At 72.1% G+C, this 26,367-nt stretch carries 19 protein-coding genes and 1 pseudogene; 11 read left to right on the forward strand and 9 right to left on the reverse strand.

The genetic code is table 11. The features are described 5' to 3' along the window. The first annotated feature begins 37 nt into the window (after window positions 1–37). The 6 genes from ACFVTC_RS02655 (at window position 38) to ACFVTC_RS02680 (ending at window position 10,981) form a co-directional block, all read left to right on the forward strand. Window positions 38–1,627, forward strand: coding sequence for a nitroreductase family protein (locus ACFVTC_RS02655; RefSeq protein WP_390123166.1), 1,590 nt, complete (start codon window positions 38–40; stop codon window positions 1,625–1,627). Window positions 1,628–1,733: 106 nt separating this feature from the next. Then, window positions 1,734–4,511 (forward strand): lantibiotic dehydratase, encoded by a 2,778-nt coding sequence (locus tag ACFVTC_RS02660; RefSeq protein ID WP_390123168.1) that lies wholly within the window; start codon window positions 1,734–1,736, stop codon window positions 4,509–4,511. Next, on the forward strand, window positions 4,508–5,710 hold the full coding sequence (locus ACFVTC_RS02665) for a lantibiotic dehydratase C-terminal domain-containing protein (RefSeq protein WP_390123170.1): 1,203 nt from the start codon (window positions 4,508–4,510) through the stop codon (window positions 5,708–5,710). The genes ACFVTC_RS02660 and ACFVTC_RS02665 overlap by 4 nt, the downstream gene beginning before the upstream one ends. Window positions 5,711–7,296: 1,586 nt before the next feature. Further along, window positions 7,297–8,232, forward strand: coding sequence for an ABC transporter ATP-binding protein (locus ACFVTC_RS02670; protein WP_390123750.1), 936 nt, complete (start codon window positions 7,297–7,299; stop codon window positions 8,230–8,232). After that, on the forward strand, window positions 8,229–8,981 hold the full coding sequence (locus ACFVTC_RS02675) for an ABC transporter permease (RefSeq protein WP_390123172.1): 753 nt from the start codon (window positions 8,229–8,231) through the stop codon (window positions 8,979–8,981). Before ACFVTC_RS02670 ends, ACFVTC_RS02675 begins: the two co-directional genes overlap by 4 nt. Further along, window positions 8,978–10,981 (forward strand): TOMM precursor leader peptide-binding protein, encoded by a 2,004-nt coding sequence (locus ACFVTC_RS02680; protein ID WP_390123174.1) that lies wholly within the window; start codon window positions 8,978–8,980, stop codon window positions 10,979–10,981. The genes ACFVTC_RS02675 and ACFVTC_RS02680 overlap by 4 nt, the downstream gene beginning before the upstream one ends. Before the next feature lie 154 nt (window positions 10,982–11,135). Here the strand turns inward: ACFVTC_RS02680 and ACFVTC_RS02685 are convergent, their stop codons facing one another. Next, window positions 11,136–11,309, reverse strand: coding sequence for a thiazolylpeptide-type bacteriocin (locus ACFVTC_RS02685; protein WP_031179489.1), 174 nt, complete (start codon window positions 11,307–11,309; stop codon window positions 11,136–11,138). Window positions 11,310–11,589: 280 nt separating this feature from the next. Between ACFVTC_RS02685 and ACFVTC_RS02690 the strand changes: the two genes are divergently transcribed. Continuing rightward, the gene (locus ACFVTC_RS02690) at window positions 11,590–12,918 is read left to right on the forward strand and encodes an amidohydrolase (RefSeq protein WP_390123176.1); all 1,329 of its coding nucleotides are present in this window, start codon (window positions 11,590–11,592) and stop codon (window positions 12,916–12,918) included. A gap of 196 nt (window positions 12,919–13,114) precedes the next feature. Here ACFVTC_RS02690 and ACFVTC_RS02695 read toward each other — a convergent pair whose 3' ends face one another. After that, the gene (locus ACFVTC_RS02695) at window positions 13,115–13,777 is read right to left on the reverse strand and encodes a hypothetical protein (protein ID WP_390123178.1); all 663 of its coding nucleotides are present in this window, start codon (window positions 13,775–13,777) and stop codon (window positions 13,115–13,117) included. Between the two features lie 246 nt (window positions 13,778–14,023). Next, entirely contained in the window at window positions 14,024–14,434 is a 411-nt protein-coding gene (locus tag ACFVTC_RS02700; RefSeq protein WP_390123180.1) for a hypothetical protein, read from the reverse strand. A gap of 171 nt (window positions 14,435–14,605) precedes the next feature. Here ACFVTC_RS02700 and ACFVTC_RS02705 point away from each other — a divergent pair, with 171 nt between their 5' ends. Next, complete coding sequence (locus tag ACFVTC_RS02705; RefSeq protein WP_390123182.1) at window positions 14,606–14,881, forward strand: hypothetical protein; 276 nt, start codon at window positions 14,606–14,608, stop codon at window positions 14,879–14,881. A 488-nt stretch (window positions 14,882–15,369) separates the two neighbouring features. Continuing rightward, window positions 15,370–17,466: a glycosyl hydrolase family 28-related protein gene (locus ACFVTC_RS02710; RefSeq protein WP_390123184.1), complete on the forward strand. Its 2,097-nt coding sequence runs from the start codon at window positions 15,370–15,372 to the stop codon at window positions 17,464–17,466. 107 nt (window positions 17,467–17,573) lie between these two features. Here ACFVTC_RS02710 and dhaK read toward each other — a convergent pair whose 3' ends face one another. The 5 genes from dhaK to ACFVTC_RS02735 form a co-directional block, all read right to left on the reverse strand. Next, window positions 17,574–18,569, reverse strand: coding sequence for a dihydroxyacetone kinase subunit DhaK (gene dhaK / locus ACFVTC_RS02715; protein ID WP_390123186.1), 996 nt, complete (start codon window positions 18,567–18,569; stop codon window positions 17,574–17,576). Window positions 18,570–18,640: 71 nt separating this feature from the next. Beyond that, on the reverse strand, window positions 18,641–19,297 hold the full coding sequence (dhaL, locus tag ACFVTC_RS02720) for a dihydroxyacetone kinase subunit DhaL (protein ID WP_390123188.1): 657 nt from the start codon (window positions 19,295–19,297) through the stop codon (window positions 18,641–18,643). Between the two features lie 28 nt (window positions 19,298–19,325). Then, a complete protein-coding gene (locus tag ACFVTC_RS02725; protein ID WP_390123190.1) occupies window positions 19,326–20,195 on the reverse strand; it encodes an HAD-IA family hydrolase in 870 nt (289 codons plus the stop codon). Between the two features lie 3 nt (window positions 20,196–20,198). After that, a complete protein-coding gene (locus tag ACFVTC_RS02730; RefSeq protein ID WP_390123193.1) occupies window positions 20,199–21,059 on the reverse strand; it encodes a class II fructose-bisphosphate aldolase in 861 nt (286 codons plus the stop codon). Between the two features lie 221 nt (window positions 21,060–21,280). Then, window positions 21,281–22,375 (reverse strand): NADH:flavin oxidoreductase/NADH oxidase, encoded by a 1,095-nt coding sequence (locus tag ACFVTC_RS02735; RefSeq protein WP_390123195.1) that lies wholly within the window; start codon window positions 22,373–22,375, stop codon window positions 21,281–21,283. A gap of 453 nt (window positions 22,376–22,828) precedes the next feature. On the opposite strand from ACFVTC_RS02735, the gene ACFVTC_RS02740 reads away from it, so the two are divergent. Continuing rightward, the gene (locus ACFVTC_RS02740) at window positions 22,829–23,680 is read left to right on the forward strand and encodes a DUF2637 domain-containing protein (protein WP_390123197.1); all 852 of its coding nucleotides are present in this window, start codon (window positions 22,829–22,831) and stop codon (window positions 23,678–23,680) included. 90 nt (window positions 23,681–23,770) lie between these two features. Continuing rightward, window positions 23,771–24,810, forward strand: a pseudogene (locus ACFVTC_RS02745) (excinuclease ABC subunit UvrA); the annotation flags it as partial. A gap of 97 nt (window positions 24,811–24,907) precedes the next feature. Here the strand turns inward: ACFVTC_RS02745 and ACFVTC_RS02750 are convergent. Continuing rightward, window positions 24,908–26,359 carry an aldehyde dehydrogenase gene (locus ACFVTC_RS02750; RefSeq protein ID WP_390123199.1) on the reverse strand — a complete coding sequence of 484 codons (1,452 nt, stop codon included), beginning with the start codon at window positions 26,357–26,359 and terminating at the stop codon, window positions 24,908–24,910. Window positions 26,360–26,367 lie beyond the last annotated feature (8 nt).

The raw sequence follows: 26,367 nt of genomic DNA on the forward strand, positions 1-26,367 counted from the left end.
CCACCCCGTGCGAACACGAGCAGAAGAGGGAGTGACCGTGGGATACGCCCATGAGTACGCGACCGCGGTGATGCGGCGGGGCCGGGTCCCCATGGAGCCGGCCGACTTCGTCCCGGACTGGTCCGACCGTCCGCGCAAGGGGAAGTTCTTCCCCGGCGCGACGTCCGTACCCATGCCGGACGGCGGCTGCGCCGAGGACGCGACCCTCGGCCAGGGCCTGTTCGGCCCGAGCGGCACCGGAGCGTTCACGCTCCCGCTGCTCGGGGCGATGCTCCGGGACTCCTACGGCCTGACCGGGCGCCGCCTCGCCGTGCAGGCCAACACCGACCTTGGCTCCCTGCCGTTCTACTCGCACGCCAACTGGTCCCGGGGGACCGCCTCCGGCGGTGGCCTCTACCCCATCGGGGTCCACTGGATCAGCGGAGCGAGCGGACCCCTGACACCGGGCGTCTACTACTACGACACCCCGCACCACCGCGTCACCCGGCTCCTGTCGGGCGACGTGAGCGCGGAGGTCCGCGCGGCCCTCGGCGACCTGGAAGAAGCCGCGGGGACCGACCAGTTCCTCGTCCTCGGCGTGACGTTCTGGCAGAACTCCTTCAAGTACAACAGCTTCTGCTACCACGCCGTGACGATGGACATCGGTGCCCTCGTGCAGACCTGGCGCATGTGGGCCCGCGCACATGGCCTCCACCTCGGCAGCGCCCTCTGGTTCGACGAGCCCCGGCTCGGCCGGCTGCTCGGGCTGACTCCGGAGGAGGACGGCGTGTTCGCCGTCGTACCCCTGCGCTGGACCGCCACCGCTCCGGCGGCGCCCGCACCGCCGACGCCCGGCGCCTGTGTGCGGCGGGTGCCCGACGAGAAGTCCCGTCGGCTGCTGGCCTTCCCGACCCTGCGCCGCATCCACGCCGCCACCCTGGCCGGCGCCGACGACCGGCCCCAGCCCGGCGTCCTGGACGGCGCCCTCGCCGCCCCCGCCGGTCCCGGGGACCGGGTGCCGCTTCCGGCGCCCGCGCCGCTGGAGTGCACCGTGCGCCGTGCGCTGCGCGAACGCCGAAGCAGCTTCGGCCGGTTCACGTCCGCCGAACCGCTGGACGCGGCACGGCTCTCCGTCACGCTGCGGGCCGCGGTCGCCGCGGGCACGCTGGACAGCGACACCGAATCGCCCGGCGGCGCGCCCCTGGCCCGGCTGTGCGTCTTCGTCAACCATGTCCGCGACGTGCCCCCGGGCCTCTACGAGTACGACCGGGACACCGGCGAGCTGGTCGTGATGAGAACGGGGGACCATGGTCCCTTTCTCCAGGAGAACTACTTCCTCGCCAACTACAACGTGGAGCAGGCCGCGGCCGTCCTGGTGCCGGTGGCCCGTACACACGCAGTGCTGGACGCAGTCGGCGACCGTGGCTACCGCCTGGTCAACGCCGTCGTCGGCGCCGTCGCCCAGGCCGTCTACACCGCCTCCGCCGCGGCCGGAACCGGCTGTGGCGTCGCTCTCGGCTTCGACAGCGTCTCCTTCGAGGAGGAACTCGGGCTCGCCGAGCGGGGCGAGATCCCGCTCCTGATCATGATGATCGGCCACGAGCGTCCCCGCTCCGCCGACTACCGCTACGACATCGTCGCGCCGTGACCCGAGGCCCCGTCCCCGACCGGTGCCCCGTTGCGCTCGCGGGCCGTCGGCCGACGCGGCGACCCTCGCGCGGACCGCAGCACACCCCACAGGAAAGGGGGAGGGCGTGAGCCCCACCGCCACCAGCCCGGCCCAGGACACCACCACCGCCGACGGCTCCGCCGGCCTGCACGGCCGCTTCATGCTGCGCGTCGCGGGGCTGCCCGTCGACACCGTCGCGGCCCTGCGCGCTCCCGAGGCCGCGGACTGGGCCGTCCGGGCCGCCGCCGAGGAGGACCACCTCGTCGGCCTCGGCGCCGCACTCAGCGATCCGCTGTCCGCCGTGGTCGGCGCCACCGAGGACGCGGCGCTGCGCCGCCGTCTGCTCGCGCTGCGCCGCAACGTCTTCAACAACCGTGTGCCGAACGACCTCGAGGCGGCCCGCACCCTGGCCGCCGCCATCGGCGGAGACACCGGCGCCGCCCTCACGGCCTGGCTCGACGCCCGCGTCCGCTGGGACCGGCTGCACGCCGAGGGCGAGGCCGTCCTCGCGGCCGGGCTCGCCCGCACCCGCACCGCCCTGCGCCAACTGGCCCTGGACGACCGGCTGCGCCAAGGGCTGCTGCTCGCCTCGCCCACGCTCGAGGAACGGCTCGACGCTTTCGCCGCCGACCCAGCCGACCCCGCCGCGGTCCCCGGCAAGCGGACCCGCAAGATGGAACGCTCGCTGCTCTCCTACGTCTACCGCACCGCGTGCAAGACCAGCCCCTTCAGCACTCTCACCGGCGTCGCCCTCGGCAGCTTCCGGACGACGGCGGAAGAGGGCACACCGGCCACGACCAACGTCGGCGACGACTGGACCGGGCACTGCCGGCTCAACGTCGTCGTGCTCACCCGTCTCGCCGAACTGGTCGCCGCCGACCCGCGGCGCCGCGCCGACCTGCCGGTGGCCCTCGCCTCCGGATGGAAACTAGACGACGACCGGATCCGTTACGTCCAGCGCGACGTCACCGCGGGCGACGACAGCGCCCCGGTCAGCTTCGACGCCGCCCAGGACCGGCTCCTCTTCCTCCGCCGCCGGGGCACCCTGGACGCGATGCTCGCCCTGCTGCGGGACCACGACGGAACCCTCCGCCACAGTGACCTGGCCCGCTGGCTGGCCACCACCACCGATGCCGACGACGAGGCGGCCGGACACTACCTCACAGCCCTGCTCGACCTCGGCATGCTGCAACTGCCCACTCTTTCCCTCGCAGTTCACGACCGCGACCCGATCGCCGCCGTCCAGCGGTCGCTGCGCGCGCTCGAACGCCCCTGGGCCGACCAGCTCGCGACCCGCCTCGACGGTCCCGCCGCCGTCCTCACCAGGTATCCGGCGGCGGACGTCCCCGGCCGCCGCGCCCTGCTCGGAACACTCCGCGCCGACCTCCTCGCCCTCCAGGCCGACCTCGGCGCCGAACGGCCCCTGCTCCCGCGGACCCTCGTCTACGAGGACGTGTCGGCCGGCACCACCACCGCCGGCCTCGCCGAGTGGACCGCGCTCGCCGCCCGCCCACTGCGCTCGGTCGGCCGTGTGCTGCCCGCCTTCGACGTGGCCCTGCCCCAACGGCTCACTCTCAAAGGCTTCTTCCTCGCCCGCTTCGGGCGCGGCGGGCGGTGCGAGGACCTGCTGCGGCTGGTTCACGACTTCCACGAGGACATCTTCCGGCAGTACCTCCAGTTCACCGCGACCAAGGACGACCGCCTCCCGGACGGCAGCCACGCCCCGGAGGAGAACTGGCTCGGCATGCCGGAGATCGCCGCGGTCGACAGGGCCCGTGCGGCCCTGACCGCGCGTATGCGCACGAGCTGGGCCGAACTTGGCCCCGAAGCGGAGGAGTTCGTCCTCGACGACGACGTCGTGAACGAGGTGGCCGAAGCGCTGGGCACCGCGGCGCCCGGCTTCCAGCCGCACAGCCACTTCCTCCAACTCGCCCGCCGCGACGGAGATCCACTGGTCGTGCTCAACGACTCCTTCGGCGGCCTGTGCTTCCCCTTCACCCGCTTCACCCACTGCTTCGACGGTACGGGCGGGGCCACCGGCCTGACGGACGCGCTGCGCGGGGAACTGCGCGGACTGCTTCCGCCCGGGGCGGTCTTCGCCGAGATCACCGCCGGTGCCGCCACCACCAACCTCAACCTCCACGGCCGGCTGACGGACTACGAGATCGTCTGCCCCGGTGAGCACAGCACCGCCCCGGAAGGGGCCCGGCTCCACCTCGACGACCTCCACGCCGTGCACGACGCCGACACCGACCGGCTCGTCCTGCGCTCGCGCCGCCTGGACCGCGAAGTCGTTCCGCTCTACCTCGGCTACCTCGTCCCCATGGTGCTGCCCGAGATCCCCCGCACCCTGCTGCTGTTCTCGCCGACCGCCCGGTCCGTGCCGGACGTGTGGCGTGGTGTGCCGGCCGGACCGGAGACCGCGGGCGTCACCCGGCGGCCCCGGGTCCGTCACCACTCCCTCGTGCTCCAGCGGCGTTCCTGGACGGCGGCCGACGGCAGCCTCCCGCTCCGCGCACCGGACACCACCCCCGGCGAGTGGTACCTCGCCTGGCACCGGTGGCGCGTGCGGCACGGACTCCCGTCCCAGGTCTTCGCCACCGTCCACGAGGAGACCTCCGGCGGGAGCGGTGGCTGGTTCGGCGGCTCCAAACCCCAGTACGTCGACTTCGAGAGCCCACTGTCCCTCACCGCCCTCGAGGGCCTCCTGGCCGGAAAGAAGGCCCGCACCGTCTTCGAGGAGATGCTGCCCGGCGAGAGCGAACTCCACGTGACCTCACCGCGCGGACGGCACGTCGCCGAACTCGCCGTAGAAATGCTGCCCGCCCCGGCCGGCCTGCCCGAAGAGGACCGAACCCCATGACCGCACCCGCCGCTTCCTCCGCTTCCTCCGCACCCACCGTTTTCGCCACTTCCTCCGCGGTCACCGGCCCGCTCGCCGACGACGTCCCGGGCGACTGGCTCGCCGTGCACGTCTTTTATGCCGCCAGCCCCCGCCCGCTGCTCCTGCAGTGCGTCAAGCCACTGGTGGACGAGCTCACCGAAGAGGGCCTGCTCGCGGGGTACTTCTTCATCAACTACTGGCTGGAAGGCCCCCATCTGCGGCTGCGCCTGCGCCCCCGACGGGCCGCCGACGCGCCCGTCGTCCAGGAGCGGGCACACGCCGCCCTCGCCGCCTTCCTGCGTGAACGCCCCGCGCTGTACGAGGTGAAGGCCGGCTTCCTCGCCGAGCTGTACGAGACCCTGTTCACCCTGGAGTACACCGAGGACCAGCGCGCCGAGTTCCTCGGGCCCGACGGGCGGATGCGGCTACGCCCCAACAACAGCTTCGAGGATCGGCCGTACGAACCCGAATACGGCAAGTACGGGGGGCCCGGCGGTGTCGCACTCGCCGAGTGGCACTTCCAGCACTCCAGCGACCTGGTCGTCGAGGCCGCGCGCAGCATGAACCTCCACCTGCGCACGGTGCTCCTGGGGCTCTCCGCCCAGCTGATGATGGTCATGTCCGGCACGTTCCTGAAGGACGACGAGGCTCTGCTCGCCTTCCTCGACCGCTACCACGCCTTCTGGGACCGGGCGTTCAACGGGACGAACTACACCACGAACCAGGGGTACGACCGCGCCTACACCGAGATGGGCGCAAGCCTTCCCGAACGCTTCCGCCGCATCCGGGACGCGGTGGCCCGGGGCGAACAGGACCGGCTTCCGGCGTTCCTGCGGGGCTGGGCCGAACACTGCACCGAACTGCGCGACCGGGCAGAGGAGTTGACCCTGCGAGGTGAACTGACCTTCCGCGCGTGGGACGGCAGCCGGGACATACACCCCACCGACCCCGCCCACGCGCTGCCGATGCTGCTCTCGCCGTACCTCCACATGACCAACAACCGGCTGAGCATGACCATCCGCGACGAGGCGTTCCTCTCCTACGTCCTGGCCCGCGCCCTGCGCGACGGGGCGGCGGGGAGACCGAACCCCGCGGGGGCCCCGGCGGAAGGAAGCGCTGACGGCAGTGCCGCCGGGGGTACGCCGACCGGCGGCCGGGTGCCGGGCGGCGAAGGGTGAGCGCCGACGCGTTTCTCGCCGCCCGTCCGCGCGTGCGCGATGACGTCGTGTTCGGCCCCAGCCTCCTGCGCGGCACCGGCCGGATCCATCTGCTGATGGACCCGCGCACCGGGCGGCGCCTGGAGGTCGGCCCCAAGGAGCACTTCATCATCGCCCGGCTCGACGGCAGCCGCAGCCTCGACGAGATCGGCCACGCCTACGCGGGCGAGTTCGGCGCCCGCCTCGGCGAGGCCCAGTGGGGGAGGATGCTCCGACTGCTGCACGGCCGCGACCTCCTCGACGGCGCCCCCGCACCGACCGGCACGGCCGCACGGACCGGCGCCCCCGCACGGACCGGCGCCCCCGCATCGACCGGCGCCCCCGCATCGACCGGCACGGCCGCGGCGCCGCCCGCCGCGCCTGCGGCCGAACGGCCGCCGAACGGCATCCTCGCCGGGCGCACCCGGCTGGTCGCCGACGCTCCCGCGTTCATGGACCGGCTGCACCACGCGACCACCCCCGCCCGGCGGCCCGGCGTGCCGGCCGCGCTCGTCACGGCGGCCGCGCTGCTGCTCACCGCCGTCGGCGTCCAGGCGGGAACCTTGTGGCGGCAGACCGAGGAGACGGCACGGCAGCCCGCGCTGCTGCTCGCCGTCGGCTGCGTCCTGTGGTGCAGCCTCGCCCTCCACGAACTGGCCCACGGCCTGTCAGCACGGGCCTGGGGCGGTCGCGTCACCGAGATCGGGCTGCGCTGGATCCTCGGCGCCACCTATCTCTACTGCACGGTGGAGGACGTCCAGTTCCTCGGCAGCCGCGGCCGCAAGGTCGCCACCGCCTGTGCCGGTGTGCTCGCCAACCTGCTCTTCCTGGTGCCCTTCTATCCCGTGTGGGCACTGCTGCCCGCCCACGCACAGGCCCGCCCCGCACTGGGCGCGCTGCTCCTTCTCGGGGTGGTCTCCGCCCTGGCCAACCTGTTGCCGCTGCCGCCCCTCGACGGATACCGCGCCCTCGGCCACGCCCTCGGCGTCACCCAACTGGCCACCGGCAGCCGGGACTTCACAAGTGTCGTGGTGCGCGCGCTCTTCCGTCGCGGCCCCGGCCTCACCGCGTACCCCGCCCGGCTCCGGATCCTGTACGGCGGCTTCGCCCTGCTGACCGCCGTACAGAGTGCCGCACTCCTCGCGCTCTGCGGCGCCGCGCTGTGCACCGTCCTGCCGGACGGTCTCGCGACCCTGGCCGGTTGGCTGCCCGTCGCCCTGCTCGGCGCCGTGCTGCTCCTGTGGGCGCTCGGCACCTTCGGCCGCTCCCGACGCGCCGCACCCGCCTCTTCCGGTGGGCCCACGCCCGTGGCCCCACCCGGCGGACGTGCCCCGGCCTCCTCCCCGAAGGCCCCGGACACGAGCACCGCACCCCCCACAGCCACGCCGGGGCACCCCGCTCCGACGACGGGCACCGGACCGCTCCCGGACGTCCCGAGCCCCTGGAACCACCCGAGGAAAGAGGCGATGAGCACACCCGAAAGCAAGACCGAGGCCGTCCCCGGCCCGGCCGTCAGCGACACCGTCCCCGGCGGCACCCCCACCGATACCGTCCCCGGCGGCACCCCCATCGTGACGGTTCGCGGCGAGACCCCCACCGGAACGGTCGTCGCCGTGAACGGCGTGACCAAGCGGTACGGCGAGACAGTGGCTCTGGACGGCGTCAGCCTCGACGTACGGCACGGTGAGTTCTTCGGCATCCTCGGCCCCAACGGCGCCGGAAAGACCACCCTCGTGGAGATCGTCGGGGGCATGCGCGAGGCCGACTCCGGGACCGTGACCGTCTTCGGGCGGACCCCCTGGCCGCGCGACACCGCGCTGCTCGCCCGGATCGGGGTACAGACGCAGGCGTCGGCGTTCTTCGCCCGCCTCACCGCCGGCGAACACCTGCGTACGGTCGCCGCGCTCTACGGCATGGACCCGGCCGCCGCGACCACCGCACTGGAGCGCGTCAGCCTCACCGGGAAGGAGAACGCCCGCGTCGACCACCTCTCCGGCGGCCAGCGCCAGCGTCTCGCCGTCGCCACCGCGCTGCTGCACGAACCCGAGCTGATCTTCCTGGACGAACCGACGGCCGCCCTCGACCCGGAGGCCCGGCGCGAACTGTGGGACGTGCTGCGCTCGTTGCGCGCGGAGGGCCGCACGATCATCTGCACCACCCACTACTTGGAGGAGGCCGAGGAACTCTGCGACCGGGTGGCGATCATCGCCGACGGCCGGGTCGTCGCGCTCGACACCCCACGCAACCTCATCCGCTCCCTCGCCGCCCCCGCCCGGCTGCTCGTCCCCGCCACGGGCCTTCCCGCGAAGACAGCGCTCGGGCTGGACGGCGTGGACCGGGCGACCGTTCACGGCGACGACCTCGTCCTGGAGACGACCGTCCCCAACCGCGTGCTCACCGCCCTGGGCGACCTCGTGGACATCGACACGGTCACCGTTCGCACACCCACCCTCGAAGACGCCTACCTGACGCTGACAGGCACCGGATCGGAGCACCACCGTTGAGCGCCTACGCCGCACTGACCAGGGCCACCTACGCCGCTAGCGTCCGCGACAGGACGACGCTCTTCTTCACCTTCGCCTTCCCGCTCGCCTTCCTGGTCCTCTTCGGCCTGATCTTCCAGGGCCAACACGTCGACGGCGGCATGTCGTCCATCAACTACATCGCCCCGGGGGTGCTCTCCTGGGGCGTGGGGAACGCGGCGGTGTTCTCCGTCGGCTTCGCCCTGATGCAGTGGCGCCGGGACGACCTGCTCCGCCTCATCTGGCGCACCCCGACCCCGCTGCGCACCCTGCTCGCCTCGCGCTGGACCGTGGCGCTGTGCGTCGCCCTGGTGCAGACGGTGCTCTTCACCGCCATCGCCCTGCTGCCGTTCTTCGGCCTGCGACTCGACGGGCCCTGGTGGGCGGCGGCTCCGCTGCTGCTCCTGGGGGTCACCGCCTTCCTGACCATGGGACTGGTCGTCGGCAGCATCGCCGACACCCCGGAGGCAGTCGCGGCCATCGCCAACATCGTCATGGTGCCCATGGCCTTTCTCTCCGGCTCGTTCTTCCCCGACGACCTCATGCCGGGCTGGCTGCGCACGGTCGCCAAGGTGCTCCCGCTGCACTACCTCAACGACGGGCTCACCGACGCCTACGGCGGACGCGGTGACCTCGGTGACATCGCCGCGGACTGCGCGGGACTCGCCGTGTTCGCCCTGGTCTTCGGCCTGATCGCCACCCGGATCTTTCGCTGGAGCAACCGGCCATGACCACTGCCACCACCACCGCGCCGCCGACTGCCTCGCCCCTGGAAGCCGCCCGCGCCGAACTCCAGGCCCGCCTGGCGATCCGTGCCGCAGCGGTCGGCCTGCCCGCACCGGGCGTCTCCCGCATCGGCGACGCCGACGTCCTCGGTCGCCCGCCCGCCCGTCCCGGGCCCCTGGGAGCAGCCGCCGCCCGCCCCGACTCGCCGTCCGCGCATCCGAGCACGGCCGACATCCACCTCACCGCCCAGGCCGTACTGTTCGGCCCCTGGGGCGGTGCGCCCGACACCGGCCCGGCCTGCGGAACCTGCCTGGCCATGCGCCGCCAGCGGCTGCGCACCCGGACCGAACGGGAGGCACTGGAGACGGGTACGGAGACCACCGCGGCCGGTCCCTGGCCCGCCCTGCCGGACCACACCGTGGACGCCGTGTGGTCCCTGCATCGCCTCATCGCCTCCGGCGCCGCCCGGCACAGCGCCGAGGGCGCCGACGCCGCGCTGCCGCGGATCACCGAACTCGACCTGGAGACCCTCCGGGTGCGCACCTTCCCGCTGGTGCCCGAGCCGATGTGCCCGCACTGCCGTCCGTTCACCGAGGAAGCCGCCCGACAGGCCGCCGCGCAGGCCGCCGCCGCGGCACCGGCCTCCCGGCCGAAACCGCGTCCCGACGCCTACCGGCTGCGCCGTCCCGCCGACTACCCGTTGCCGGTCAAGGGTCTCGCCAACCCGGTGTGCGGGGTGCTCGGCGGCGGCACCTGGATCGACGTCACCTCGCCCACGACCGCGCCGGTCGCCGGCAGTGTCTTCATGCGCGGCTACGCCGGACTCACCGACGTCACCTGGAGCGGCCAGGCCAACTCCTACGCGAGCAGCCGTGACCTGGCGTTCCTGGAAGGACTGGAACGGTACGCCGGCACCCACCGGCGCCACCGTGCCCCGGTCGTCACCGCCTCCTTCGAGGAACTGGGCGACCGAGCCCTCGACCCGCGCCTGTGCGGACTCTACGAACCGCGAACCTACGAGCGGGACCCGATGGTCGAGCCCTTCGACCCGGCCCGGCCGCTGCCATGGGTCACCGGGTGGTCGCTGCGCGACGCACGTCCGGTGCTCGTCCCGGCCCGGCTCGTCTACTACAGCGCGGGCACCCGTGAGGACAACTTCGTCTTCGAGTGCTCCAACGGCTGTGCCACCGGGGGGACATGGGAGGAAGCCGTCTTCTTCGGCCTGCTGGAACTCGTCGAACGGGACGCCTTCCTGCTCGGCTGGTACGGCGACCTGCCCCTGCCCGAGATCGACCTCGCCTCGGTACACGGCACCGAGGTGCGGGCCATGGTGGCGCGGGCCGCGCTCCAGGGCTACGACGTCCACGTCTTCGACAACCGCGTCGACCTGCCGTTCCCCGTCGTCACCGGCCTCGCGGTCCGCCGTGACGACGGACCCGGCACACTGGCGTTCGCGGCCGGCGCGTCCTTCGACCCGGAGACGGCCGTCGAGTCCGCCGTCTCCGAGATCCTCACCTACATCCCGCACCTGCCCGGCCAGGTCGCCGAACGGCCCGACGAACTCGCTGCCATGGCACGGGACTTCGACCTCGTCGCACGACTCCCGGACCACGCCGCACTGTTCGGACTGCCCGCGATGCGCCGGCACGCGGCGAACTACCTCGCCCCACCCCGCGCCGCCGCTCTCGACGAACTGTTCGCCGGCTGGGAGGAGCGCCGACCACGCACCGGGGATCTCCGAGACGACCTGCTCCTCCTGCGTGACCTGCTCGCCGGTGCAGGCTGCGACGTCATCGCCGTCGACCAGACCACCCCGGAGCAGCGCCGGATGGGCCTGCGTACCGTGGCCACCATCGCCCCCGGACTGCTGCCCATCGACTTCGGCTGGATGCGGCAGCGTGCCCTCCACATGCCGCGCCTGCGGACGGCGCCGCACCGCGCGGGCCTGGTCCCGGCGCCCCTGCGCGAGGAGGACCTGCGGCGGGTGCCGCACCCGTTCCCGTGACGTCGAAGTCCGTTCCGGTGCCCGGGTGTTGCGGACGCGTCGTCCAGATGCCGGCAGGGGAGCCGGGGATCGGACGCGCCACGCCCCCGCGCGGACGCGGACGGTCCCCGGCGCGCACCCGCGCGCCGGGGACCACCGATCCCGACGTCGGACGTCAGGCGGTGCAGGAGGTGGTGCTGGTGGTGCTGGAGCAAGTGCTGGTGGAGGAGCAGCTGGTGGAGGAGCCGAGCATGACCTCGCTGGCGTCCGAGTAGTCCGTGATCTCGAAGGTCTCCGACTCGAGGTCCAGGATCTCCTGGGCGAGGGAGGCGAGGGTGTTGTCAGCCATGGTGTCTCCTTGTGAGTCCGCGGACCGGGTACCGACCGGGACAGCCCCGGCCGGCGACACGCTGAACCTGCCGGAGGCCAAGACCCCGGGCTCCACCTTTCTACGCGGCACCGGCGTCAGCGCCCTGGCTCTCCGCTGTCACCCCGCTGACACCCCCACACCGCCGTGCTCCCGGCAGCTCCGCCGACGCGCCCGCCCAACCGGCCTCCACCGAGGAGCACTCCGCCGTTTCCGCCTTCCCGCCGATGCGCACGCGGCCACCACCTGAGGAGTCCCGCCCGTGACCAGCGAAAGACCCCGCACCCCTCAAGGCTCGGCAAGGCGCGTACTGCCCGGCCTGGACGCCTTGTTGCCCGCCGCCACCGAGCTGTACCTCGACCTGCACAGCCATCCGGAACTCTCCGGCCAGGAACGCCGTACCGCCGCCCGGTTCGCGGACTGGCTGGCGGAGGACGGCTTCCACGTACTGCGCGGCATCGGCGGCCACGGCGTGGCCGCCACACTGTCCAACGGCGAGGGCCCGGCCGTCCTCCTGCGCGCCGAACTCGACGCGCTGCCCGTGGCCGAGCGGACCGGCGTCCCGTACGCGAGCACCGTGACCGCGCCCGGACCGGACGGACGCCCCGTCCCCGTGATGCACGCCTGCGGCCACGACGTCCACCTGGCCTGCGTGGCCGCAGCCGCGCGATGGCTCGCGGCCGGCCGCGACAGCTGGCGCGGCACCCTTCTCGTCGTCGGCCAGCCCGCAGAGGAGACCCTCAGCGGTGCCGTCGCGATGCTGGAGGACGGCCTGTACGACCGGATCACACCGCCCGACGTGGTGCTCGCACAGCACACGGCGTCCTTCCCGGCGGGGATGGTGGCCCACGCGGACGGCCCGGTCCTGGCAGGCAGCCTCACACTGGAGGTGGGGTTCGAGGGCGAAGGCGGCCACGCCGCCACTCCGCACCTCACCGCCGACCCGCTCCTCGCCGCGGCCGGCACCGTGACGCGTCTCTCCACGATCGTGGCCCGGGAGACCGACCCCGCGGAGCGGCTGGTCGTCTCGGCGTCCTCACTGCGGACGGCGGACGCCGGGCACACCGGCAACATGATCGCCTCACGGGCGGTGCTGCACGTCACCGTCCGTGCCTTCTCCGAGTCAGCCCTCGACCGCGCCGCACTCGCCGTGGAGCGGATCGCCCGCGCCGAGGCGGGTTCCGCGGCCATGCCGCCGCGGGTCACCGTCGCGCGGTCGTCCCGCTCCGGTGTCACTCTCGCCGACCCGGACGTCACGGCCGCCGTCCGCTCCGCCCACGTGGCGGCCTTCGGCCCCTCCCGCGTCACCGGCTGGCCCGCCACCTCGGCCACCGAGGACTTCCCGCTCCTGACCGGCGCGGGCGCCCATCTGCACGGACACCCCGGCATCCGCGGCGCCTACTGGATGCTCGGTGCGGTCGGTCCCGCACAGTGGGCGGCCGCCCCCGGCACCGGAGCCGCCGAGAAGTTCCGCAGCCTGCCGGGCAACCACTCGCCCCGCTATCTGCCCAGCGTCCGTCTCACCCTGGAGACCGGAACGACCGCACTCGCGACAGCCGCCCTGGCCCGGTTGTCCGACCGGGCCGGCTGACCGTGCGGTTGGGCGCGATCAGGCGTCCCTTCGCCACGTCCGTCGGCCGAGAGGAGCCGAGGTGCACCAACTCGACGGCTCCTTCGCCGGTTTCACGTCGGATCACGGCACACGTGCCGCAGGCGTCGAGGCGACGAACACCGAACGGTTCCCGCGGGAGGCCGCCCGGCCAGAACCTCCATGTCCTGCGCCGACCCTACTCACGGCTACGGCGGCCGGGTGCACGTGAGAGTTCGCCGACCGGCGCGAGCACGTGGCCGCCATCGCCCGCGCACCACCACACGGCCGCGCCGCCCCGCTCAGAGCCGTGGACGCCGAGGTCGTGTCGGGGGCAAACCGGCCAGACCGTCCATGTCCGTTCGAGCAAGCTCTCCTGAATCATGGTCGCCAGGCTGGTGAGTGCCGTGACGGGGTCGTCACACATGCTCGGCAGGACGGGACCGCCCCAGTCGAGCCGTTCGCCGTCGGCGAGGCGGACCCCGGCTCCCACCGGGAACCAGTCCTCCAGGACCTCGATCTCCGGTTCGCCGACGATCCCGCGGGTGCGCAGGTCGCGGGCCACGATCCGCAGCGCCGTGCGCAACACCTCCAGACGCTCGGGGGCGAGGTCGAAGCCGGGCTCGAAGCCCGCGTCGTCCAGGATGCGCCGGGCCAGGGCGGTCATCTCCGCCGGCGACACCTCGGCGGGATTCCGCTCGACGACCTCCAGGACGGCGTCGGTGCAGTGGAACCAGTCGAGCAGTTCGCAGGCGAGGGCGACGACCTGCCGCGGGTCGAGGTTGTCCTCGCGCAGGCCGACGTAGACCCCTCGCTCCAACTGTTCGGCACGCGCCTCGTGTTCAGCCATGGTGTCGCTCACCGGCCCAGTGTCCCGATACGGCAGGGCTACCCGCTACATGATGGTCGGCATGACGTGCCCGATCGCGGCCGACGCATCCTGACTCCCACCGGTCCTCGGAGGAACCGCGCGTGCCCGCTCATGAACCCGTGGCGGCCGCGCGCGCGACGTGCCCGTACGCACCTGAACTCCGACGCGTTCGCCCCTACCCGCCACCGAGGGGAGTGACTCGGCGCTCCTGTCCCGTGGTTGCACCGCCGGCCTCCCTCACTCCGGTTCCTGGGGATGCACGTCCTGTCGCAGGCTCGCCGGGAAGGCCCGGTCGGGCCCAGACGTGGCCGACCGGTTCCGCAAGCAGCGGCCGGCCGAGCAGAGCCACGCCCACCAGCCACCCCGCGCCCGGTTCGAGGGGACCGCCGATCCATTCGGTCGATCGGGGTGGGCTCCACCCGTCTCCACCCGGAGGACGGACAGCAGGGGATGCGCGACCCCGTGCAGCGGGAGCGCCCCGTCGTCGTCCGCGAGGAGCTGCCCGGGTGAGTCGCCGGGCCGCACCAGCGCACCGTCGACGTACAGGTCCGGGGCCTGCCCGTGGCGACCGAGCGCCTGGACGACCGGTGCGGCCTCTTCGAACCGGTCGGCCGCGACGGCGAGGACGGGGGCGTCCACGAGCGTCACGCCGGGCACCTCCACCCATTCCCTCAGGTTGCCCCAGGTCGGGAGGGTCTGCCCACGATTTTCGGACAACCGGACAGCGCGCACGACGGCTTGCGGGGGTCGTGGAGGCCGTCGGGCGCGGAAAGTCCGTCCCGGTCGGTGGTGCCGCCGAATCGGGGTACACGGCCCGCCATGGCACCGAAGACCGAACGCGTCATGTTCCTGCGGGCCGTGCGGCAACTGCACCGCGTCCGCGCCTTCTACGTGGTGGGCATCCTGCTGTGGAGCGCGTCCACGGTCTGGACGGCCTGGCAGTCGCCCGGAAGCCGGCAGATGTGGGTCTCCGCTCTTCTCCTCGCGGTGTTCACCGGCCTCCTCCTCACCGCCGCCCTGTCCTTGCGACGTCTTGAGCCGCCCAGGACGGGCCGGCCGGCCCACCACGCCGCGTCGCGCAACGCCCACGCCTGAACTCCCCTCACGAGGAAGGCATCGAGCACGAACCCGCCGCCGCGGATCTCCGGGTGGTCCTCTCCCGAGGACCACCCGGTCCGTCGTCGGTGGCTCCTGGCGCGATCACCGGCACGGCATTCATCGACGGGGAAGTGCCGGGCGGTCGACGCTCGGCACGAAGGGGGCCGTCCCGCCCGGCCGTTCCACGTCGCGGTCTCTTCCGCGACTATCGGTGCAAGAAATCGATGAATCAACGCAGGATTCTCACTGAAAGTTGGAAAGACGTGTCCGCTGTCTTGTGACGGGGCCCCGAGGCGCCCTACTGTCACCGCACCGGCACGGCCTGCCCCTCCACACGTCGGCACGCGAAGCGGCCCCAGCGTTGTCGCATGCTCCGCTCGCCCGGCTTTGCCCGGCCCTGTTCGACTCGACCGCTCGTGCCTTGTCCGCCCTCGTCCGCCCCCCGCCCGTCCTCGTTCGTCCGGTCCGAGAGAAACGAGAAACTGATGTCGCGGTACAGCACGCGCGCGGCGGCGGAACGGGTCCGCAGCCGCGCCCGGAGACCGGCCAGGACCGCCACGGCGGTGACGACGGCCGTCGCCGGACTCGTCCTCACGCTCGGCGCTCCGGCCCTGGCGGCCCCGGCCCCTGGTCACGTCGCCGGCGTGGGCACCCCGGCGGTGACCCGCGCCGCGCTCGATCCCGCCCTGGTCGCGGGGCGCGGCGCCGCGGTGGACTTCGCCGAGCAGGAGGCGGAGAACGCGTCGACCGACGGCACCGTCATAGGCCCCGACCGCACCGCCTACACACTGCCCTCCGAGGCGTCCGGCCGGACCGCGGTACGCCTGAAGCCCGGCCAGCACGTCGAGTTCACGCTGCCGCACGCCGCCAACGCCCTCACCGTGCGCTACAGCATCCCCGACGCGCCCGGAGGCGGCGGCATCACCGCGCCCCTCGACGTCTCCGTCGACGGCAGACACCGCGCCACGATGACGCTCACCTCGCAGTACTCCTGGCTCTACAACCAGTACCCGTTCACCAACGACCCCCAGGCCGACCTGCTGCACCCGGACTGGTGGATCACCGAGTGCGGATGCGTCCCCGCCGCCACCACCCCGACGCCCACCATCGACAAGCCGTTCAGGCCCAGTCACTTCTACGACGAACAACGGCTGCTGCTCGGCAAGCGGTACGGGGCGGGCGACACCGTCCGCCTCACGGCGCCCAGGGGCAGTGCCGCGGCCTGGACCGTGATCGACGTGCTCGACACGCAACTCGTCTCCGCGCCGCACGTCGAGGCACGTGCGGCGAACGTTCTCGCGTTCGGCGCCGACCCCACCGGCCGGCGGGACGCGGCCGCCGCGATCGACCGCGCCGTCGCGTACGCCAGGAAGCGGCATCTCGACGTCTACCTGCCCCCGGGCACGTACCAGGTGAACCGGCACATCGTCGTGGACGACGTGACGATCGTCGGAGCGGGCAGCTGGTACACGATCGTCAAGGGTCACCAGGTCACCCTGGACACGCCGGCGCCCGACGGCTCGGTCCACACCGGTGTCGGCTTCTACGGCAAGGACGCGGCGGACGGCGGCAGTCACCACGTCCACCTGTCCGGCTTCGCCGTCGAGGGCGATGTCCGTGAACGCGTCGACACCGATCAGGTCAACGCCATCGGCGGCGCGCTCAGCGACTCGACGATCGACGGCCTCTACCTGCACCACACCAAGGTCGGCATGTGGTTCGACGGCCCCATGAAGCGCCTGCGCATCACCCGCAACGTGATCGTCGACCAGATCGCCGACGGCCTCAACTTCCACACCGGCGTGACCGATTCGACGGTCTCGGACACCTTCGTCCGCAACAGCGGTGACGACGGCCTGGCCATGTGGTCGGAGAAGACCGGCAACGCGCGCAACGTCTTCGCCCACAACACCGTGCAGACGCCCGTCCTCGCCAACGGCATCGCGCTCTACGGCGGTACCGACAACACGGTCACCGGCAACCTCGTCGCCGACCCGATCAGAGAGGGAAGCGCCATCCAGGTCGGCTCCCGCTTCGGAGCGGAGCCGTTCACCGGGCATCTGTGGATCACCGACAACACCACGGTCCGCTCGGGGCCGTTCGAGCTCAACTGGAAGATCGGGCTCGGGGCCATCTGGTTCTACGCCCTGGAGCGGGACATCGACGCCGACATCGAGGTGACCGGCGACCACTTCCTCGACAGCACCTACAACGCGGTCATGCTGGTCTCCGACTTCCCCGTGAAGGACAAGTACGCGATCCGGGGCGTCCGCTTCAAGGACATCCGCGTGGACGGAACCGGCACGTCGGTACTCAGCGCCCGCTCGGCCGGCTCGGCGTCCTTCGAGAACGTGGACGCCCGCAACGTCGGCGCGGTCGGCATCAACAACTGCGGATCGTTCAACTTCCCCGCCACGGGTTCCGAGTTCGCGGCGCGGGATCTCGGAGGCAACGACGGAGGCGGCACGACGGGCGCCTGGATGGCGTCGTGGGAACTGCCGAACACCATCACCTGCGACGACCGGCCCCCGGTGGTCCCGCCACCGGGCCCGGCGCCCTGGGTGACCGGCGTCCGTCCCTGACCGTCACGGTGCGCACAGCCGCCGCAGCCGGCGTCTGTGCGCACCGCCGCGCCGGACAGCGGACAGCGGACCGGGTCGTCGGCGCGGGGACGGGCGGACGTCGTTCTTCAGAACACCCGCATCGGGATCTCGGCGGGTTCGGCGAGCAGCCCGGAGATCTCCTCGTCCAGCCGGACCAGCGTGACGGAGACTCCGGCCATGTCCAGCGAGGTGCAGTACTCGCCCACGTAGCTGCGCCCGATCTCGATGCCCTGACCGGCCAGCATCCTGTGAGCCCGCCCGTACACCAGGTAGAGCTCGCCGATCGGTGTGCCGCCGAGGCCGTTGACCATCAGGGCGACGCGGTCACCGGAGACGTACGGCAGGTCGCCGACGACCGCGTCGACCAGCTCGCCGACCATCGCGTCCGCGGACCGGAGTTCCTCGCGCCTGCGGCCGGGCTCACCGTGGATGCCCACGCCCATCTCGACCGCGTCCTCGGGCAGTTCGAACAGCGGCGAACCCTTCGCCGGCGGCGTGCAGGCGGTGAGCGCTATGCCCATGGAACGGGTGACCGAGTTGACCTTCTCGCCGATCCGGTGCACCTCGTCGAGGTCCGCGCCCAGTTCGGCGGCGGCCCCGACGGCCTTCATCACGAAGAAGTTGCCGGCCACCCCGCGCCGGCCGACGGTGTACGTCGAGTCCCGCACGGCCACATCGTCGTCGATGAAGAGAGTACGTACGGTCACCCCGTCGGCCCGGGACAGTTCCTCGGCCATCTCGAAGGCCATCCTGTCCCCGGTGTAGTTGTTGACGAGCAGCAGCACACCTTTCGGGGAGGCGACCAACTTGACCGTCTCGTAGACGGAATCGGCCGGCGGCGCGGAGAACACGTCGCCGGGACAGGCCGCGTCGAGCATTCCCCTGCCGACGCACATCACGTGCGCCGGCTCGTGACCGGACCCGGAACCCTGCACGAGGGAGACCTTGTTGTCCCGCGGGGCGTCGGCGCGCATGATCAAGTTGTACTCAGGGACGTACTTCAGTGTGTCCGGGTTGGCCAGGGCCAGCCCCTCCAGCATCTCCGCCACGTAGTCCTTCGGGTCGTTGACGAACTTCTTCATCCCGCCACTCCTTCGTGGTTCCGGTCCCGGATCCTGGAGGGGCCGTCCGGGAGCCGGGCCCTTGTCCGCCGTCAGTCGCGTGCGTCCCACTCGGCCGCCACGCGTTCCGCCATGACCGCGACCGCCACCGCACCCGGGTCCGGCGAGCCGATACTGCGCTCACCGGTGTAGCTCTGCCGGCCGCGCCGGGCCCGCATGGGTGTCGTCGCGTCCGCGGCGGTACGGGCCGTCGCGGCGGCCAGCCGGGCGAGTTCCGCCGCGCCGGCCGCCGGTCCGCTGTCGGCCAGCCGTTGTTCCAGCGCGTCGGTCATCGGTATCAACGCGTCCAGGAGTGTTTTGTCGCCGAGGTCTGACCTGCCCCGCGCCTTGATCCCCTCGGCCGCGGCCCGCAGCATGGCCACCGCGTCCGCGGCCGCAGGCTCCGGCCGGTCCTTCACGGCTCCTGAGGCCCGCAGAAAGGCTGTGCCCCAGAGCGGCCCCGACGTGCCGCCGACTCGTTTGGAGATCACCAGGGCGATCTTCTTCAGGAACTCGGCCGGCGAATCCGCCGCGAGGGTGTTCCAGTCGGCGAGCACGATCTCGAAGCCGCGTGCGAGCGAGTACCCGAAGTCCCCGTCACCCGCGACGGCGTCGAGGTCACCGAATGCCTTCTCGTTGTCGACGGCCGTCCGGGCCATGGTCCGGACGACGAAAGCGAGGTCGCCGACGGGTGTCGATGGCGATGTCATGACTCTCCTGACTGCCGCGACGTCACTGTCACTGTGGACGGGGACGGGGACGCGGGTCGGACGGCCCGGCGCCGGGCGGCCCGGCTGCGGACGGACCCGGTGGGATGGAGCCCCCGTCGCCGCCGGCGGTGAGCAGGGCGGCCAGGTCCGCGAGCACCACCCACGGCCCCGGGCGGACGCCCAGCGGATCGTTCAGCACCCGGGTGACGGTCTCCTCCGGCGACGGATCGCCGAGCGAAGTGACCACCAGCGAAGCCCCTGTGAAGTCCTCCTCCGCGGTGTAGGCGCTGGTCGTGACGGCACAGACCAGGCCGGCGCCGAGCGCGGACAGCATCCCGTTGCGGCTGTCCTCGATGGCGACGACCGGCTCGAGTTCGAGGCCGAGCCGCCGCACGGCGAGAGCGTAGACGTCCGGTGCGGGCTTCTTCCGCCGGACCACGTCACCCGCGAACACGCTGAAGTGAGCGCCCAGTTCGGGACCCATGGCGAGTTCGAGCACGCTGCGGACGGACGCCTCGGCGGAGGTGGAGGCGACCGCGAGCGTCCAGCCGGCCTCGTGCGCCTCCGCGGCGACCCGCCGTACACCGGGCCTGGGCGGAACGCGTCCGCCGCGGATGATGCCCGTGTAGATCTCGGTCTTGCGCCGGTGCCAGCCGAGGACCTGGTCCTCGAGTGCGGCCGGGTCGGCGGGCAGACCGGCGGCGGCGACGAAGTCGGGTGTCAGCAGTGTCCGCATCCGCTCCTTGCCCCCGCCGACCTTCACCTTCCGCGCGTACTCCTGGTCGCTCCACCGTACGGGCAGGCCGAATTCCTCGAAGGTCTTGTTGAACGCGGGCAGGTGCCCGTGGCGTTCGGTGTCGGCGAGGACTCCGTCGCAGTCGAATATGAGCGCGGGCATGGCTCAGCCCACCCGCCCGGCGCTGCCGAAGAGCCTCATCAGGGAACCGGCCAACTCGATGACATCCTGGCGGACGGCCCGGAAGAGCGACGGCGGATCCCACTTCTGCCGCTCGGCCGCCGTTTCGAGGAAGGCCAGACCGGACTTCATGAACGTCTCCTTGAGCGCGGTCGAGATGTTGACCTTGGCGCACCCCCGGGAGATCAGGTCACGGAACTGCTCGTCGGACAGTCCGCTGCCGCCGTGCAGCGCGATCGGAACCGGGTGGGCCGCCACGAGATCGGACACGCGCTGGGCATCGAGCACCGGCGCCTGTCTGTACGATCCGTGGGCGTTCCCGATCGCCGGCGCGAAGACGTCGACCTCCGTGGTCCGCAGGAACTCCAGCGCGACCGCGAGATCCTGCTGCCGGGCGGCGGTGTCGCTCCCGACGCCGTCCTCGACACCGGTGATCGATTCGATCTCGCCCTCGACCGCGGCCCCGTACGCGCGAGCCTCCGCGACGACCTCGACGGTCTGCCGCATGTTCTCCTCGACCGGCAGCCTGGAGGCGTCGAAGAGCACCGAGTTCCACCCCCGCCGCAGGCACTCGGTGATGACCTCGCGTTCCGGACAGTGGTCCAGGTGCAGGGCGACGGGAACCTCGATGCCCGCGGTCATCGCGGTCCACAGGGCGTACAGCACGTCGCTGCCCATGGACTTGACCGTCTTCACGGAGGTCTGGACGATCAGCGGCGAGGCGTTCTCCACGGCGGCCGCCAGTACGGCCTCCAGTGTGAGGTCGTTGAACACGTTGATGGCGGGTACGCCGTAGCGCTCGTCGAAAGGCCCGGAGAGAATCTCCGTCAGCGGCGTCACACCCACGGCACCTCCACGGTTCCGTCCCCACCCCCTCCATTCGACGCCCGCGCGTCGCGCCCCGCCACTTTTGGCCCGGATGCGTGCGGACCCGGGCACCGTCGGTGCGGGAGCGGGGCTGCGCCGGATCAATGTCTCCGGGTAGATCAGGGCAGATCCGGGCAGGTACGGGCAGGTACAGAAAGGTCACGGGCGGTTCGGTGCAGCACGCCTGTCGGGCGGGTGCGTCAACGGCCGGTGAACGCACGGGCGTACTGCGGTGGCGCGGGCAGGGCCGCGCCCAGGGCGCGGGCGGCGTGGCGGGGCCAGTACGGGTCGCGCAGCAGTTCGCGGCCGAGGAAGACGGCGTCGGCCTCACCGAGATCGATGATCCTCTCGGCCTGTTCGGGTTCGGTGATGAGTCCTACGGCGGCCGTGGGGATGCCGGTCCGTGCGCGCACCTGCGCCGAGAAGGTCACCTGGTAGCCGGGGCTGACGGGGATGGTGGCGTCGGGCACGATCCCACCGGTGGAGACGTCCAGCAGATCCACTCCGTGGTCCATGAGTTCCAGGGCGAGGCGCGTGGTGTCGTCGACGGTCCAGCCGGGCCGGGTCTCGGTGCCGTGACCCGCGAGCCAGTCGGTCGCCGAGGTGCGGAAGAACAGCGGGAGTTCCCGCGGCCATTGGGCACGGACGGCGTCCACCACCTCCAGCGCGAAGCGCATGCGGCGTTCCGGACCGCCGCCGTAGGCGTCGGTGCGGTGGTTGGTCTGGGGGGAGAGGAAGGAGTGGATGAGGTAGCCGTGCGCGCCGTGGATCTCCAGGGCGCGGAACCCGGCCAGGTGCGCGCGCCGGGCGGCCTGGGCGAACTCGTCGATGACCGCGGTGATGGCGTGGGTGGTGAGTTCGTGGGGCGCGGGGACCGCTCCGAACGCGATCGGACTGGGACCCACGCGCCGCAGTCCGGGGCGTGGGGGGTGGGCGTCGGACCAGGGACGTCCGATGCCCGCCTTGCGGCCCGGGTGGTTGAGCTGGATCGCCGGTACGGCACCGGAATCGCTCAGCGCGTGGACGACGCGGGCGAAGGCAGCTGGTTGCTGGTCGTTCCACAGCCCGAGGTCGTAGGCGCTGCTGCGGCCCTCCGCGCTGACGGAGGTGGCCTCCACCATGACCAGACCGGCGCCGCCCACCGCGCGCGAGACCAGATGCTGGAGATGCCAGTCGGTCGGTGTGCCGGTCTCCGGTCCCTGGGCAGGGGCGGAGTACTGCATCATCGGCGACATCCAGACCCGGTTGGGGATCGTCACACCACGCAGGGTCAGGGGCTGGAAGAGCTGGCTCACGAAAATCTCCAGGCAGGACTGGACGGCTACGAGACCGGCCACGACGCCCCGAGGCCCTGTGCGGCGCGCGAGGCCACCAGAAAAGTGTCACCGCGCGGGGCCCGGGGCGCATCTCGGGGCCCGGCGGGTGCTGGGCCACGGGGCCTACCGGATGCCTGCGGAAGCGCTCGGAAGAACCATCTGCTCCGGATCAATAAAGACGCTTTCGTGAATTTTTCCGCAGCCTTGCGCTCACTCGTTTGCCACACAACTGCGGGCGGTGACCAGCGTTAACGGAATATGACCCAAGCAAGTCTTGTCGCCCCGTCGTTCCCCCGAGCGGCGGAGCGCCCGACCGCGGCCCGAGCCGCGGAGTTCGAGCGATACACCTGCACGCCCGCTGTCGCGTTCTCATCACTTGATGGGGACGTTCCGCCTGCCGTCCGGCCCTGATCCGGCGGGGCGGAATTTTCTGTGAATGACGACTATCCGGATCTCTCCTTCGCTCGTTATGAACAACCTCCCGTATACCCCGGCGGGCCGGTTACCGGCCGGCACAGCGGTCCCGCCGACGCCCTCTACGAACAGGGCTGGGACCCGGTCGAAGAGCTCACCTATCTCCTGCAGGACGCCGCGGCGGCGGAGCAGGAACCCACCGTGCCACCACCGCGCGGCGAGCAGTCGTACGACGACTCACCACCGCGCGGCGAGCCGTCGTACGACGACGAGTTCAGCGGTGAAGCGATGGACAACCTGGTGCAGATCACTGCCGAGTTGCCGCCGATCCGGCGCTCCTCGACCGGGCATCGGAAGGTGAGAGTCCGCAAACCCCGCTTCACCTGGCTGCAGACCGTGAGCTTCGTGATCGCCGCGCTCGCCGCCGTCATCGTGTCGATGGTGAGTGTCTTCGGCGGCATGGTGGCCTACTCGCCCCTGCGGCACATCGCGTCCAGCACGCAGAGCGGATCGGGACCCTGGTGGCCCCTTCTCGTCTACGGCCCCTGGATGGTGGCGTCGCTCTCGGTCCTGCGAGCCGCCCTGCACCAGCGCCGGGCCGTGCACTCGTGGTACGTCGTGCTGCTGTTCTCCTTCGTCGCCGTGATGTTCTGCGTGGCCGACGCCCACAAGACCATCACCGGTGTGGCCGCGGCGGTCGTACCTGCCCTCGCCTCCCTGACCTGCTTCCAACAACTGGTCCGTCAGATCACCCTGACCCGGCCACCTCGCCAACGCACGTCCCGCCATCGTCAGCGCCCAGCACCCGCTCCTCCAGGGCGCGTTGAAAGCAAGAGCGGTCCGAGCACCCGCAAACCGCCCCGCCCCTGACCCGTTCCGCTCTCCGTCCCGTTCCTCTGCGTCGTCGGTCGCACGCTCGCGCGTCGGGCCGGCGACGGCACGAACCGCCCTGCGGTCGAACCACGTGCGGGCGGTGCCGGTGGCGAGGTGGTCTTCGAGGGCACTGTCGAGGGCTTGCGGGCCTGCGGCACCCTCACCGGTCGGCGCCTGGACGACCGGGCCTCGGTGAAGCCGTCGGTGCGGGGGCCCTCCGGTGTGCTGGAGGTGCGCGGCGCGAACGCCCCAACCTGCGCGACGTCGACGTGGACCTCCCGCTCGGCGTACTCACCGTGGTCACCGGCGTCGCGGGCTCCGGCAAGACCTCCCTGATCCACGGGTCGGTGGCCGGCCGGGACGGCGTGGTCGTGGTGGACCAGTCGCCCATCAGGGGCTCCCGCCGCAGCAACCCGGCCACCTTCACCGGCATGCGCGAACCGATCCGCAAGGCGTTCGCCAGGGCCAACGGTGTCACGCCCGCGTTGTTCAGCCCCGACTCCGAGGGTGCCCGCCCCAGTTGCGGGGGCGTCGGCGTCATCCATACAGACCTGGCGATCATGGCAGGTGTCGCCACCGTCTGCGAGGAATGCGAGGGAAGGCGGTGCCAGGCCCCGGTGCTCCGGTACCGGCTCGGCGGGCGGGACATCAGCGAGGTGTTCGCGATGCCCGTGACCGAGGCGGCGGAGTTCTTCCGCGGCGGTCCCGCGCGTACGCCGGCCGCGTCCGTCGTCCTCGACCGGCCGGCCGATGTCGGCCTGGGCCACCTCAGCCTCGGCCGGCCGCTCACCACCCTCTGCGGCGGCGAGCGGCAACGCCTCAAGCCGGCCGCCCACTTGGGCGGGGAGGGCGGTGTCTACATCCTCGACGAGCCGACCAGCGGCCTGCACCTGGCCGACGTGGAGCGACTGCTCGACCTGCTCGACCGGCTCGTGGACGCCGGCAGGTCGGTCATCGTCGTCGAGCACCACCAGGCGGTCATGGCCCACGCCGACCGGATCGTCGACCTCGGCCCCGGTGCGGGCCACGACGGCGGCAGGGTCGTCTTCGAGGGCACCCCGGCCGAACTGGTCGCCGCCCGCTCCACCCTCAGGGGCGAGCACCTCGCACAGTATGTCCGCGCCTGAGGCCGTCGCGCGTACTCCAACGGCCGACGCACGTGCTCGAACAGCTGACGCGTGTACTCGAACGGCCGGTGCGCGGCCACGCACCGGCCGACGGGGACTACCGGTCGCGGGTGATGGTCTTGTGCTCGACGTAGCCGGTGAGGCCGACCTTGCCGTACTCGCGGCCGAGACCGCTCGCCTTGTAGCCGCCGAACGGCCCGTCGAAGCTCATCGGTGAGCCGTTCACGGTGACCGTGCCGGTGCGCAGCCGGCGCGCGACGGCCAGGGCCCGCTCGGGATCCGCGCTCCAGACTCCGCCGGACAGGCCGTACTCGGAGTCGTTCGCGATCCGTACGGCGTCGTCCTCGTCGTCGTAGGCGATGACCGCCAGAACCGGGCCGAAGATCTCCTCCTGGGCGATGCGCATGGAGTTGTCGACGTCGGCGAAGACGGTCGGGGTGACGTAGTTGCCCTTCTCCAGGCCCTCGGGGACCTGCGGGCCGCCGGTGACCAGGCGGGCGCCCTCCTCGATGCCGACGGTGATGTAGTCGATCACGCGCTGCTGCTGGTCACGGCGGATCATCGGACCGATGAACGTGTCCGGGGCGGACGGGTCACCGACCTTCAAGGACTCGGCCATCCGCTTGAGCGCGGCGACGACCTCCTCGTACCGGCTGCGGGGGGCGAGGACACGGGTCTGCAGGATGCATGCCTCGCCGTTGTTGCCGAACGAGCCGAACCGCAGGCCCCGCACCGCGGCGTCCAGGTCCGCGTCGTCCATGATCAGTGCAGCGGACTTGCCGCCCAGCTCCAGACCGACCCGCTTGAGGTGCTCACCGGCTATCGAGGCGATACGCCGGCCGGCCCGCGTCGAACCGGTGAAGGAGATCTTGTCCACGCCGGGGTGGGAGACGAGGTACTCGCTGGTCTCCCGGTCCGCCGGAAGAACGCTGAGGACGCCCTCGGGGAGCCCGGACCGGTGCCAGAGGTCCGCCAGCAGCATCATGCTCAGGGAGTTCTCCGGGGAGACCTTGAGGACGACGGTGTTGCCGGCCAGCAGGGCCGGAACCAGCTTGGCGGTGGCCGCCGAGAAGGGCGAGTTCCACGGGATGACCGCGGCGACCACCCCGATCGGCTCCCGCCGCACGATGGTGTCGAAGGCCACCGACGCGTCCGAGGGCTCCACCACCTCCTCCCACCCGAACTCCTCGGCCGCCTTGAGGTACGCGTCGACCTGCCGGGTCAGGAACGGCTGGCCGGCCCTGGTGAACCAGCCGGCCGAACCGTTCTCGCCGGAGATGGCCTCGGCGATCTCGTCGGCGCGCGCCGCGCGCAGGGTGTCGTAGCGGCGGATGATCTCTTGGCGCTCCGCGGGGGTGGTCCGTGGCCACGGACCGTGGTCGAAGGCCTCGCGGGCCGCGGCGACGGCCGCGTCCACGTCGGCGGGCGCTGCCTGTGCCACGGTGCCCAGCACGGACTGGTCGTGCGGGGAGAGGATGTCGAGCCGCAGGTCCGGGTCGCTGGGGTCGACCCAGGAGCCGCCGATGTACAGCTTGTCGCGAACAGTCATGTCTTTTC

The sequence above is a fragment of the Streptomyces sp. NPDC057950 genome (assembly GCF_042887295.1).
GTDB lineage: Bacteria > Actinomycetota > Actinomycetes > Streptomycetales > Streptomycetaceae > Streptomyces > Streptomyces kaempferi.